The organism is Parabacteroides timonensis (assembly GCF_900128505.1).
Lineage (GTDB): Bacteria > Bacteroidota > Bacteroidia > Bacteroidales > Tannerellaceae > Parabacteroides > Parabacteroides timonensis.
In genome coordinates this window covers 1,480,385-1,495,040 of sequence record NZ_LT669941.1, presented here as the reverse complement: position 1 = coordinate 1,495,040, position 14,656 = coordinate 1,480,385, and the positions used below count along the sequence as shown (strand labels likewise).

Annotated in this window: 8 protein-coding genes; all 8 read left to right on the top strand. The window is 44.0% G+C overall.

Annotated elements, in window-relative coordinates:
- Positions 1–15 precede the first annotated feature (15 nt).
- The 8 genes from BQ7394_RS13735 to BQ7394_RS13700 all read left to right on the top strand — a co-directional run bounded on the left by BQ7394_RS13735 (position 16) and on the right by BQ7394_RS13700 (position 14,642).
- Positions 16–2,379: a GH92 family glycosyl hydrolase gene (locus tag BQ7394_RS13735; protein WP_075557952.1), complete on the top strand. Its 2,364-nt coding sequence runs from the start codon at positions 16–18 to the stop codon at positions 2,377–2,379.
- Between the two features lie 12 nt (positions 2,380–2,391).
- Entirely contained in the window at positions 2,392–3,537 is a 1,146-nt protein-coding gene (locus BQ7394_RS13730; RefSeq protein ID WP_075557951.1) for an MFS transporter, read from the top strand.
- Positions 3,538–3,543: 6 nt separating this feature from the next.
- On the top strand, positions 3,544–6,441 hold the full coding sequence (locus BQ7394_RS13725) for a glycoside hydrolase family 38 N-terminal domain-containing protein (RefSeq protein ID WP_075560032.1): 2,898 nt from the start codon (positions 3,544–3,546) through the stop codon (positions 6,439–6,441).
- 325 nt (positions 6,442–6,766) lie between these two features.
- Positions 6,767–7,330, top strand: a complete 564-nt coding sequence (locus BQ7394_RS13720) for an RNA polymerase sigma-70 factor (protein WP_082211920.1) — start codon at positions 6,767–6,769, stop codon at positions 7,328–7,330.
- 68 nt (positions 7,331–7,398) lie between these two features.
- Positions 7,399–8,379, top strand: coding sequence for a FecR family protein (locus BQ7394_RS13715; RefSeq protein ID WP_075557950.1), 981 nt, complete (start codon positions 7,399–7,401; stop codon positions 8,377–8,379).
- A 203-nt stretch (positions 8,380–8,582) separates the two neighbouring features.
- The gene (locus tag BQ7394_RS13710) at positions 8,583–11,942 is read left to right on the top strand and encodes a SusC/RagA family TonB-linked outer membrane protein (RefSeq protein WP_235848746.1); all 3,360 of its coding nucleotides are present in this window, start codon (positions 8,583–8,585) and stop codon (positions 11,940–11,942) included.
- Between the two features lie 14 nt (positions 11,943–11,956).
- The gene (locus tag BQ7394_RS13705; RefSeq protein ID WP_075557949.1) at positions 11,957–13,864 is read left to right on the top strand and encodes a RagB/SusD family nutrient uptake outer membrane protein; all 1,908 of its coding nucleotides are present in this window, start codon (positions 11,957–11,959) and stop codon (positions 13,862–13,864) included.
- A 19-nt stretch (positions 13,865–13,883) separates the two neighbouring features.
- On the top strand, positions 13,884–14,642 hold the full coding sequence (locus BQ7394_RS13700) for a DUF3823 domain-containing protein (protein ID WP_075557948.1): 759 nt from the start codon (positions 13,884–13,886) through the stop codon (positions 14,640–14,642).
- Positions 14,643–14,656 lie beyond the last annotated feature (14 nt).

The following is a 14,656-nucleotide window of genomic DNA, read 5'->3' as shown; positions in this document are numbered from 1 at the left end:
CAATAAAGTTACGCCATGAATAAAAACTATTTGTTAAACACAGCCCTTTGTTTGCTGGCAGGTGGACTGGCTATTGCCTGTTCGCCGGTAAAGGAGGAGAAAGCTGCCGAAGAACTATCCCAATATGTAGAGCCGCGTATCGGGACAGCCCATTGCCGCTGGTTCCATTTCACTCCGGGAGCTTATCCTTTCGGAATGGCAAAGCCTGCCCCGTCGACTAACGGGCATCTGGGGAATAACTCCGGTTGGGAAGCTACCGGCTATGATTATCGGGATACTTCGATCGAAGGTTTCCCCTGTCTGCATGAATTCCAGGTGGGCGGTATCGTCCTGATGCCGACAGTGGGCGAGTTGACGACTGTTCCCGGTGCCGTGAACGATTCAACCGGAACCGGCTATCGTTCCCGTTTCGACCATTCGGAAGAGATTGCAACGGCCGGCTATTATTCCGTTAACTTGCAGGATTATAATATCCGTGCAGAACTGACCGCCACGCCCCGCGTGGCTTTCCAGCGTTACACCTTCCCGGCATCCGACGAGAGCCGTATCCTGTTCGATATCGGTAACAGGCAGGGGGAGAGCGGTGCTGTGAAAGATGCCTCCGTCACCCTGAACGAAGATGGGACGGTGGAAGGCTGGGTAATCACTCTGCCGGAATACGTAAAGAAATATCAGCCCGGAGCAGAAGTGCCTCTCTATTTCTTCGCCCAGCTGGATAAACAACCAGAGGGGTACGGTACATTTATCGGAGAAAAGGTGCAGCCGGATACCCGGCATATTTCAGGTATCGGCTCCGGTTTGTACCTCACTTATAAAACGAACGAAGGCGAAAGCATTACGGCTAAAGTCGGCCTCTCATACACTTCCGTAGCGAATGCCCGCTTGAATCTGGCGACGGAAGCCAAGACGCTAACCTTCGACCAGGCGAAAGAAGCCGCCCATCAGCAATGGGAAGACTACCTGGGACGCATCCGGGTAGAAACTCCTGTAAAAGAAGATAAGGTGAAATTCTACACCGGCCTCTATCATGCCCTGCTCGGACGCGGGCTGGCGAGCGACGTGAACGGAGCTTATCCCCGCAACGACGGCAGTGTCGGACAGATCCCTGTGAAAGACGGCAAGCCGGTTCATAACCTGTATAATACTGATGCCGCCTGGGGTGCCCAGTGGAACCTTTCGCAGGTGTGGGTATTGGCTTATCCTGAATATGCTTCCGATTACATCAGCAGCCATTTGTTGGTCTATAAAGATGCCGGATGGCTGGCGGACGGCATTGCCAACAGCCGTTACGTATCGGGTGTCGGCACGAACCTGTTGAGTACGATCCTGGCAGGAGCTTACCAATGCGGTATCCGCGACTTTGACGTAGACCTGGCCTACGAAGCCTCCCTCAAGAATGAACTCGACGGAACCAACCGTCCGCTGGGTGCCGGTAAGGTTGATACGGACATGTTCCTCAAATACGGTTATGTCCCCCACATGGATAAAGGCGACGGACCGGACGAAGCGTTTATGTTCTCTGCTTCCCATACCCTGGAGTACTCTTATAGTGCCTGGGCCGTAGCTCAATGGGCAAAGAAACTCGGTAAGACGGAAGATTACGATCAACTGATGTGGCTGTCCAAAGGCTGGGAACGTATCTACGACCCTTCGACCAATTTCGTACGCCCGAAAAAGGCTGACGGACAGTTTATCGGTGATTTCAAGCCGATGCAGGTCTGGCGCGGTTTCCAGGAAGGAAATGCCTGGCAGTACACATTCTATGTGCCTCATGATGCGGAAGCATTAGCCGGCAAGGTAGGAGCGGATGTATTCAATCAGCGCCTGGATAGCATCTTTACGGTTTCTCAAAAACTGATATTCAGCGGTGGAACGGAAGTAGGTGCCTTTGCCGGCCTGCAAACCCTGTATAACCACGGTAACCAGCCTTGCCTGCATATCTCCTGGTTGTTCAATGAAGCCGGTCGTCCTTCGTTGACTCAGAAATGGGTACGTGCCATCCTCGATGAGTTCTACGGTACGGACGGAATACATGGCTACGGCTACGGACAGGATGAAGATCAGGGCCAGTTGGGTGCCTGGTATGTGATCGCTTCGCTGGGAATGTTCGACGTGAAAGGCCTGACGGATTCAACACCTTCTTTTGCTTTGGGCAGTCCGGTATTTGACAAGATAACGATCCAACTCAACAACCAATATTATAAAGGAAAAGAGTTCGTTATCGAAGCAAAGAACAACAGTAAGGAAAACGTCTATGTGCAGCAATACCGCCTGAATGGTGAGGTATATCCTGCCACTCGTATTCCTTTTGAAACAATTACTGCCGGAGGTCGTCTGGAGATGGATATGGGTAATCGTGCAGTGGATGATTACAAATAAAGAATATATACCATGAATAAACAAAATTCAAAAGCCATTTACCCCATCCTCTTCGGATTCTTTGTGATGGGCTTTGCAGATGTTGTAGGCATTGCGACTAATTACGTAAAGGTGGACTTTTCCCTTTCCGATACGCTTGCCAACCTGTTGCCGATGATGGTCTTCCTTTGGTTTGTCCTGTTTTCCATTCCGACAGGTATCCTGATGGGGAAAGTCGGACGGCGTAATACCGTAGTGATAGCGTTGGCCATAACCGCCCTCGCTATGCTGCTGCCTTTGTTCTTTTATGACTTCCCCTGTATTTTATTGACTTTTGCGCTGTTGGGTATCGGCAATACGATCCTTCAGGTTTCCCTGAACCCGATGGTTGCCAATGTCGTCAACCCGGACCGCATAACCAGTGTACTGACCCTGGGGCAGTTTATCAAGGCGATCTCCTCTTTCCTGGGTCCGATCATTGCCGGTGTCGCCGCTTCTTTCTGGGGGGACTGGAAACTGATCTTTGCCGTATATTCTGTAACGACACTGATCTCTACAATCTGGCTTATCTCCATTATTCCGGGAAAGGAAAAGCTGGAGGAAGCCCATGTGACCTTTGGTACGACAGTATCCCTTTTCAATGATAAATATATCGTATCCTTGTTCCTCGGAATCCTTTTTATTGTCGGCATAGATGTCGGTCTGAATACGACTATCCCTAAATTATTGATGGACCGTACGGGTATGCCTCTTTCGGAAGCCGGATTGGGAACCAGCCTGTACTTCGCAGCTCGTACGATCGGATCGTTTGTCGGCGCTCTCCTGCTGGCAAAATTTTCGGCAAGCCGCTTCCTGAAATATAGCATGTTTGTGGCAATCGTGGCATTTGTCCTGTTGCTGGCTGTCCCTGCTACATGGAGCATGTTCGTGATGATCGTTATTATAGGACTGGCCTGTGCGAATGTCTTCTCGATCATCTTCTCGTTCGCCCTTCAGCATAAACCGGAACGGGCAAACGAAATATCGGCGCTGATGATCATGGGAGTATCCGGCGGTGCGCTGATTACTCCGCTGATGGGAGTCGTGGCCGATGGCTTCGGGCAGGTTGCGGGATTATCCATCCTCCTGCTTTGTCTTCTTTATATTTGTCTTATATCTTTTCGAATCGATAAAAAATAGATGCTTATGAAAACACTAAAAAACTTGTTCCTGGCTGGGCTGGCATTGTTTACAATGTCCTCCGCTGTGTGGAGTGCATCGACTGCACCTCCGGGAATCGAAACTCATCTTTTCCCTGCTTTATATAAAACGGCGAAAGGTCCGGTACAGAAAGTACAGGTAACTGTGAAGCATAGCGGTGCACCTGTTACTGCAACACTTACGTTGGGAGACCAGTCGCGAAAGGAGAAGCTGAATGATGGTGCCAATCTCTTCTTTTTTGAGATACCGGCTGTGCAGTCTGCAGTGCAATTGCCTCTGACGGTAACGGTTGGAAAAGAAAAAGAGTCCGCTCTGATAGATGTGAAACCAGTCCGCCACTGGCAGATGAATATGGTACAGCATACCCATACCGATATCGGTTATACCCGTTCGCAGACCGAGATTCTGGCGGAACACCTTCGTTATATCGACTATGCGCTCGACTATTGCGATGCAACCGACAATTATCCCGACTTCGCCAAGTTCCGCTGGACTTGTGAGATCGCCTGGGCTGTCAGCGAATACCTGAAATGCCGTCCGGCCGAACAGATTGCCCGGTTAAAGAAACGGGTAGCGGAAGGACGTATCGAACTCGCTGCTATGTATCTGAACTTCGACGAACTGCCGGACGAGCAGACATTGGCTGCTTCCTTGTATCCACTGAAACAATTCCGTGATGCCGGTTTGAAGGCGGAAGTCGCCATGCAGAACGATGTGAACGGTATCGGCTGGTGTTTCAGCGAGTTCTTTGCCGATGCCGGTGTGAAGTATGTCAATATGGGAACACATGGTCACCGTGCCCTGATCTGTTTCGATATCCCGACCGTCTTCTGGTGGCAGTCTCCTTCGGGAAAGAAGGTCTTGACCTACTGTGCCGAACATTATAACCAGGGTAACTTCTTCGGTATCCATACCGATAACTTCGAACAGTTTGAGGAACGTGTACTGAATTATCTGGGAGAGATGGAAGCGAAAAACTATCCGTATGATATCGTTGCCGCCCAACACTCCGGTTATTTCACTGACAACTCGCCCCCTTCGACAAAGAGTTGCGAAATGCTGATGAAATGGAACGAGAAATACGAATGGCCTAAACTTCGTACGGCCGTAGCCAGCGAGTTTATCAAAGAGGTGGAATCGAACTATGCCGATAAAATACAAACCATCCGTGGCGCATGGCCCGATTGGTGGACCGACGGCTTTGGATCCGGAGCACGTGAAGCGGCTATTTCCCGTATCACTCATTCGGACATCATAGCCAACCAGGCCGGTCTATCGTTTGCCGGCATGATGGGAGCGAAACTTCCTACTCAGATAGATAACCAGATTTACGATATCAACAAAGCCTTGCTCTTTTATGACGAACACACCTTTGGTTACAGCGAAAGCGTGCGGGATGCCTATTGCAAGGAAACCTGGGAACAACGTTCCCTGAAACAATCGTATGCCTGGGAGGCTTACCGCCATTCCGGCCTGCTGGGAGAAGTAACAATGGGATTGCTGCAGTCTTTCGTGCCAAAGGCCGAGTATCCGTCCGTTGCTGTTTTCAATACCTTGAACTGGACGTATAGCGGCATTGCCAAAGTATACATCGACCATCAGATATTACCCCGCGAGAAAGCATTCGAAATTACAGATACCGCTGGTAATATTATCCCTGCCCAGCCGGCAGAAAGCCGTTCCGACGGAACGTATTGGTCTTTGTTCGTAAAAGATGTTCCAGCTTTGGGATATGCACAATACTATATTAAGGTAAAGAACGAGCCCCGTCCGGAGATTGTATCTTCTGCCGCATTGGAAAAGGCACATGTGGAAAACAACTGGTATGCCATCGACTTCAATCCTCGTAAAGGAACGATCAGTAAATTGTTCGACAAAGAGCTGAATAAAGAGCTGACCACTCCGAATGCCGAGTGGGAGTTAGGTGAGTTTATCTATGAGATCATCGACAGCCGTCATCCGATGGAACAATACCGTGAACCTCAGTTCCTACGTCGTCGTCCCGAGCGTATTCGTTTCGAACGTTACGAGAAGGGGGCTATCTGGGATACCTATCGTTTCCGTGGTGAGACGGTTGCCGGACGCGAACCGAATAACCTGATGGTGGAGTTCCGTGTGTTTAATGTAGATAAGAAGATCGAGATAGTTTACCGTTTGCGTAAGAAAGCGGTGACCGATCCGGAAGCGGTCTACATCTCTTTCCCGTTTGAAGTGAACCAGGGTAAGATCATGCTCGACGTACCCGGTGGTACCATCGAAGCGGGTGTCGATCAGATCCCCGGATCATCGAACGACTGGTATACCGTTCAGAACTTTGCAACGGCATGTAACAACGAGTCGCAGGTCGTTATGGGAAGTCCGGAGATACCTCTGATGCAGTTCGGAGCCATCAATACCGGACGGTATAAAGCAGGCGCTGTTCCCCAGTCCACCAACATGTATTCCTGGCCGATGAACAATTACTGGGTGACCAATTTTAACGCCGACCAGATGGGTGAATTACAATGGAGCTACTTTATCAATTCAAGTAAAGACAACTCGGTAGGCTATGCCACCCGTTTTGCCTGGGAGAACCGTATCCCGTTCTTGACCCGCGTATTACCGGCAGGTGCGAAAGGTAACAAAGCGATTTCTCCGGCCTCTGTATTCAATATCGTTCCCGATAATATTCTGCTGGTAAATATGAAACCAGTGGAAGGCGAGCGTGCCGTTATGCTTCAGCTTCGTGAAATAGCAGGTAAGCCTGCAACGTTTGCCGTCACTTCCGATAAGGTGAAGTTTACCGCAGTTACCGTCTGCGATGTAGTAGGAGATCCAGTGAAAAGTACTCCCGAAACGACGTTCGCTCCCTGGGAAAATAAGTTTATAAAGCTTTCCTGGTAAGTTCAGGAATAGAACCGGATACCCCTTCGGACATCTGTCTAAAAAAGACCGGTGTTTTGAAATGTAAAGACAGGACTTTTATCTTCAAAAGTCCTGTCTTTTGTTTTCAAAAGATATATCTTTTTTTCAAAGGCGTTTTATCTCCCATAATAATGTAAAATAGTGTTAGTAATGAACGGCATAAAGGAGAGGATATAGATCTGTAAGATATTAATATCAATTTTAATAAATGAAATTTTTTAAAGAACCTTCTTATTGTGCAAGTATCTTTTATATCTTTGCTGTATCTACATTATACAAGTAACAGATGTAACAATATAAAAAGATGCCGTTAAACAATACAAATATTTTAGTCAAAGATATACGAAGTAATTTCGACAAGATTTATGTGACGTATTATTTCCGTATGTATCGCTTTGCTAAAGAATATGTTTTGTTTGATGAAGATGCAGAAAATATTGTACAAGATGTCTTTCTCCTGTTGTGGGAAAAAAGGGATGTATTGGATATCCATATAAGTCTGATGTCTTATCTCTTTAGTTTGGTGAAAAATAAATGTTTAGACTACTTAAGGCATCGTTTGGTCATAGAAGAGTTTCAGCAGGAATTTAAAGCTAAATTGTCTTCTCTCGAATCATTGAATTATACTTTAACATCAGAGGAGGATATCGAACGGATATTGACGGAGGCAATCAATAAACTGCCTGAACGTTGCCGGGAAATCTTTTTGAAAAGCCGTATTGAAGGAAAGAAAAACCGTGAAATTGCGGAAGAATTGAATATCTCTGTCAGTACGGTTGAGAACCAAATGACCATTGCCTTGAAGAAACTAAAAACAGAACTGAAAGACTACCTACCTTTATTACTCTTTCTTATATTTGTTAAATAACATTTATTTTTTAGGCGGCTTTGGGGGAAAATAAATTTTTAAACGCTCTCCCTTATAAAAGTCGGAAAATGCATAGTTTAATTACTAAATATTTCAATAAGGATATAACGGCAGAGGAAAAAGCAGAGTTATTCTCTTTGATGCAAACAGATAAGAATTTGCACAAGGAGTTCGTGTCTACGCAGAATCTGTGTGCTTTGTCGGCTTCACTACCCGTAAAAGACGATGAGATGAAAGCTGTCGGTAAACTTATCCAATTCAAAAAAGCTCATAAAAAAGAGGAAAAGAAGTTCGTAGGCCTGACCAGGCATCTGGTAGGATATGCGGCAGCTATCTGTATGGCTATCCTGTCGACCTGGCTTATAATGGATTATCGGCATGATAGTGCAATCGATGAACAGTTAGCCTTCGAAGAATTCTCGACTCCGCCGGGCCAGCGTGCCCGGGTAAAATTGCATGATGGAACAGTTGTCTGGCTGAATGCCCGTTCCCATTTACGTTATCCCAACCGGTTTGCCGATGAGGAACGAAAGGTGGAATTGGATGGAGAAGCTTTTTTTGAAGTCTCCCGCAATGAAGAAGCCCCATTTATTGTTTCCACGGAAAAACTGGATATAAAAGTACTGGGAACTAAGTTCAATGTCTTTGCTTATAAAGGGAAAAATGAATTTAATACCGCATTGATCGAAGGGTCGGTCAAACTCTATAAGTCGGGGAATGAATCGGTTGCCATGTTTATGAGTCCGAATGACTATGCGGAGTTGAAAGACGGACGGTTGGTGAAAAGCAAGATGGATAATACCGACTTTTTATTATGGAAAGAAGGTATTTATGCTTTCGATGATGTTGCTTTCAGTGATATTATCAAAAGACTGGAGCTTTATTATGATATCACCATAGAGACAAAGAACAGAAAGCTGAATAATTACAAGTTCAGCGGTAAGTTCCGCCAAAGGGATGGCATAGAAAGCGTTTTGAAGACTTTACAGAAGATATATTATTTTTCATATCTGAAGGATGAAGAGCTGAATAAGATTACAATACGTTGAAACATGACTAGACAACAAGGAGAAAAAATAAATATATGTATAACCTTTTAAATCAGTAATAGCCTATGACGGATTGAGTTTTTATATAAAAACAGCCGTTGGATGTTACCGCATCCAACGGCTGTTGCTAACACTAAATAAATTAAGTATTAACAAGTAAACGAAGCAAAGTTATGAAAAAAGAACCGAAATTTCTAAGCATTATGAGAATTTCAGCTTTCCTTCTTCTCTGTTGCGCATTCTCTTCTTTTGCGGCAAATACCAGTTCGCAAAATGCAAAGGTGAATATCAACGGAAAGAATTTAACGATCGGTAGTTTCATCGATCAGGTTGAAAAGCAAACAGATTATCTGTTTGTTTATAGTAAAAACGAAGTTAATGTAGACGAAGTCATTTCTGTAAAAACGGGAAAAAAAGCAGTCTCGCAATATTTGAAAGATGTCTTCGGAGACTCGGATGTCCGATTTGCATTTGAGAATGACTACATTGTTCTAACCCGTAATGCAACACCTTCTGTAGCTCAGGAAGGGAAGAGAATTACAGGTCTTGTAAAGGATCAGCTTGGTGATCCTATTATTGGTGCTAATGTTGTGGTAAAAGGTACCACAAACGGAGTGATAACAGATATCGACGGAAACTTTATACTCCAGAATGTTCCGGCTAATGCTGTTATTCAGATTTCATATATCGGTTATTTGGCACAGGAGATTCCGGTAGGTAATAAATCGTCTTTTGATATTCTGCTGCTGGAAGATACGCAGAAGTTGGACGAAGTTGTCGTTGTCGGTTATGGTACACAAAAGAAAGTAACCTTGACCGGTGCTGTTTCTGCTATCCAGAGCGACGAGATCATTACCACCAAAAATGAAAATGCCCAGAATATGCTGACAGGAAAGATCCCGGGTGTTCGCGTCATGCAGAAATCTGCAGAACCGGGTTCATTCAATAATAACTTCGATATTCGTGGTATGGGTGATCCGTTGATTATTATTGATGGAGTTCCACGCGATAATATGACTCGTCTGGATCCGAATGATATTGAATCGATGTCTGTCCTGAAAGATGCTTCTGCGGCTATTTATGGTGTGCGTGCAGCTAATGGTGTTGTTCTGATAACGACTAAGAAAGGTAAAGAAGGACGCGTCGAACTCGAATATTCAGGTAATGTAGGTTGGCAGAATCCTTCCGGTGCTGTCAAAAGTGTAAGTGCTGCCGACTGGATGACTTTGAAGAACGAAAAGAGCATGCATAATGTCAATGGGGGAACTTTACTTTATAGCCTGGATGAAATAGAAGCATATCGTAACGGGACGAAACAAGGAACCGACTGGTACGATGCTGTGATGCGTCCGCTAGCCCCACAGACTCAGCATACGTTAAGTGCTCGTGGAGGTAACGAAAAAACTCATTATTATATGAGTGCCGGTTATTTGTATCAGGAGTCATTTTTACGTAGCAACAGTTTGAACTATGACCGTTTTAATGTTCGTTCGAATGTAACCAGTAAAATAACGGATAGATTGACTATCGATTTGAATATGAGTGGAATCATGGATCAGAAAGATCAGCCGTATCAGAATTCCGACTGGATTATCCGTGCCATGCAACGCTCACCGGCCACACAGCCGATTTATGCAAATAATAACCCTGACTATTTACTTTACGGATGGATCGAAGGCGATAACCCTGTTGCCATGATGGATGCAGATCAGGTTGGTTATAAGAAGTATAATAATAAATGGTTCCAGACATCGGCACAGGCAACTTACGATGTTCCCTGGATTGAAGGTCTGCAGATGAAAGGTATGTTCAGCTATGATTATCAGATCGCTGATAATAAAATTTATGCGAGAACCTACAACGAGTATGAATATGATGATGCGACCAGCGAATACATTGCACGTGAACGTGAAGGAACGAGCACCTTCCGTCGGGAACATTATACCAAACAATCCTGGTTGTATCAGGTATCTTTGAATTATAATCATACGTTTAATGAAGATCACAATGTAACAGGTTTACTTTTGCTGGAAGGACAACGTCGCGATGGCGATAACTTTTTCGCTAAACGCGAATTAGCATTAGACCTGGACCAGTTGTTTGCAGGTAATACAGATAATCAGGAAGGTAATATGAGTACCGGAGATAGCGATCTGTATCAGGAAGCAAACATGGGATTGGTAGGTAAATTCGGTTATGACTATAAATCAAAATATCTGGCTGAATTTAGTTTCCGTTATGACGGTTCTTCGATGTTCGGTACCGGTTCGCAATGGGGATTTTTCCCTTCCGGTTCTATCGGCTGGCGTATTTCGGAAGAAGATTTCTGGAAAGATTCAAAGTTGTCATTTATCAATAATGCCAAGATCCGTGCCTCTTATGGTAAATTAGGGGATGATTCGGCTTCCAGCTATCAGTTTATTACCGGATATACTTATCCGGCCAGTGGCGATTACAACAAACGTCCCGGAGGATATGTATTTAATGGTTCTTACGTAAATTCTACGGCAAATAAAGGTATTGCAAATACGAATATAACTTGGTATATCGCCAAGACATTCGATGTCGGATTCGATCTGGATGCATGGAACAGATTATTAGGACTTTCTGTCGATTATTTCAGCCGTACACGTACCGGACTATTGGCTACCCGTTCAACAAGTTTGCCAACCGTAGTGGGTGCGTCTCTTCCTCAGGAAAACTTGAACGGAGATTTTACACAAGGTTTCGATCTGGAAATATCGCATTATAACAGGATCGGTGATTTCGGATATAACCTGAAAGGAATCTTTTCTTATGTCCGTACCAAAGATACTTATATAGAACGCGGTGCTTCAGGCAACTCTTATGAAAACTGGAGAAACAATACGAATCAGCGTTATCAGAATATAGTATGGGGATATGGAGACGGTGGTCGTTATACCTCGTATGCAGATATTGCCAATAGTAATGTCTATGCTGGTTACTCTACTTTACCGGGTGATTACAAGTATCTGGACTGGAATGGTGATGGTATTATTTCTGATTTGGATAAATATCCGATCGGATATGAAAACCGTCCGTTGATTAACTTCAGTTTGAATATCGGTGCTGATTGGAAAGGTTTTGACCTGAACTTGTTATTCCAGGGAGCAGCCATGCAATACAACCGCTATATCGAACAATTACGTGAACCGATGTGGGGAAATGACTATTCAAATGCATTGGATTACTTTATGGACAGATGGCATCCGGTTGATCCGACAGCCGATCCCTATAATCCTTCTACAGAATGGGTAAGTGGCGAATATGCTTATACAGGAACGTTGGCAGACGAATATTCAGCTTATAATGTTCACAATTCAAGCTATGTACGTTTGAAAAGTGCAGAACTTGGCTACACATTCCCTCAGAAATGGATTGGAAAAAGCGGCATCAAGAATTTGCGTTTGTATGTCAATGGCTATAACTTATTTACAATAAAAGGTGTACCATTCGACCCGGAACATTCCGGTAACGACAGTTACGGAAACTTATATCCTTTGAATAGAACATTCTCTGTTGGTGTAAATGTTAAATTTTAATTGATTTGATAATTATGAAAATCTCAAAATATATATTAGGTTTGATATTGGCTTGTGGAATGCCGTCTTGTATGGACTTGGATATCCCTCCAATGAATGTTGTACAGGATAAAGATGTATTTGGTTCGGAAAATGGTATTACCAGTTATTTGGCTAGGGTATATAGCGGTATGCCTATGGAAGATTTCCGTTATTCCCCTGAGCGTGGCTTATTTAATTTCTGGACATTGACTCCCATGTGCGTCGTTGATGGCGAAGCTATCAATAGAGACCAGAGTGGTGCACAATCGGAGAATACAAAATACTGGAATGATGCATATACTTCTCTCCGCGATATTAATTATTTCCTTGAAACCTTGCCGGAATATGAAGGTAATTTCTCGGAAACTGATATGAATACATGGAAAGGAGAGATGTTATTCAATCGTGCTTTTGTCTATTTTGCACTGGTGAAACGTTATGGAGGCGTTCCCCTGGTTAATGAAGTATTGAAGTATCCAGAACAATCGATAGAAGAACTGAAAGTTCCTCGCTCTTCCGAAGAGGCTGTTTACCAGCAGATAAAAGAAGATTTGGATGAAGCCTACAACCTGTTACCGGAAACGAATCAGCTCAGCCGTGCAACGAAATATGCAGCAGCAGCTCTTAAGTCGAGAGCCATGTTATTTGCCGGTTCTATTGCTAAATACAATGAAATCTCCCTGATCGATAACAGCGGAAATCGTTTGTGCGGTATTCCGGCTGAAAAAGCAACGGAGTATTTTAAGGAAGCATACGATGCCTCTAAATTGCTGGAAGGTCATTTTTCCTTATATAAGGATGATTGGAAAGCGGATGACAAGACTGCGCAATATGAGAATTTTGTAAATATGTTTTTCAAGGATAACAGTTCGGAGAATATTTTGATCCGTCAGTATTCTTATCCTAATTCGGTTCATGGATACGATTGTTATGCTATTCCTCGCCAGTTTATGGTGGGAGGTTATTCCTCTTATATTTGCCCGACTCTCGAGTTTGTTGAAATGTTCGAAGGATTCCCGAAAGATGAGAACGGCAAGATAAAGACAATGGAAGGTAATAAATATCAATTATATGATAATCTGACAGACTTTTTTGCTGATGCAGAGCCACGTTTACGTGCAACTGTAATTTTGCCGGGTGATGAATTTAAAGGCGAATCGGTTGATATCTGGCGTGGTATATATATCGGTGAAACATCCGGAGGTATCAGTCCATTGATAGCAGAAGGAACTCTTCCGAAATATGAGTCAAGTGAATGTAAGGATCTGATTGTAACAAGTTCAAGTAACAATCAGACGGCATACCAGTTGTCTAATGGAGAAAAGATGAATCCAGCAGGACTTAGCGGACGTTTTTATGGAGATGGTGCTTGTGCAATCTCTGGTTTTTCTGTCAGAAAATATTTGAATCCTGATATGGAAGCCTCTTTGGTTGTTGAAAACAGATCCGAGCAGTCATGGATCGAACTGCGTTATGCAGAAGTCTTATTGAATCGTGCTGAGGCTGCTTTTGAATTGACGGAAGCCGGACAGGACGGAAATTATCTGAGCGATGCATATAATTGTATCAATGAGATCCGTGAACGTGCCGGTGCCACTTTACTTACCGGTACGGCAGAATTGACAAAGGATGTTATCCGTACGGAAAGACGTAAGGAACTTGGCTTTGAGAATAAGACTTGGTGGGACCAGAAACGTTGGAGAATCCTGGATAAGGAACAGAACAACAAGATGTACCGTGTCCTGATGCCTTTCTATGCAGACAAAGCAGACAAATGGTTTTTCGATGCTCGTTATGATGAAGAAAACCGTCGTTACACATTTGATACTCGCTGGTATTATGTAGAGATTCCGACAGATGTAATCAATAGTGACGGAATTGTACAGAATCAAGGTTATTAATCTTAAGAAGAGGAAGAACATGAAAAAAATAATTTATTTATTCATTGCCGGTTTGTCCATTTTAGGTGGAACATCTTGTCAGAAATTTGACAATTACGATGAACCGGAAGAGACATTGCAGGGAGCGATAATCGACAAGGATACACAGCAACCTTTCCAGACAGAAGTCGCTGAAAATGGTGTCAGAATGAAACTGTTGGAATATAGTTGGAGCGATAATCCGACTCCGTATTATTTCTATGTGAAGCAGGATGGTACATTTACCAATACTAAAATATTTAAAGGTAACTACAATATAGAACCTCAGGGAGCATTTGTCCCGTTGGTAATAACCGATAGTAACGGACAGGTAACCTCGGATGAAAGCGTTACAATGGACATAAAAGGAACGGTTACTTTAAATTTTGAAGTTGATCCATTCCTGCGGGTAGAATATGTAGGAGAACCTGTAATTAATGGGAATAGTATCAGTGTACAGGTGAAGATCACACGTGGTACAAGTAACCCGGATTATCAGCAGGATTTATCAGATGTATGCTTATTTATCAATGGTTCTAGTCCGTATGTAGGTAATAACAATTACGATGACCGCTATGATCAGCATCTGACCGGTGATGATGTAAGTGATATGATTGGCAAAACAGTTACACTGACAACTACCGGCGAACTACCGACCGGTCGTACCTGGTATATTCGTGTTGGTGCCCGTATCGATAAGGATATTGCCGGTGCGAAACGTTATAATTACACGGAAGTGAAAGAAATTAAGCTTCCTTAGTTTGCCTAAGTAAG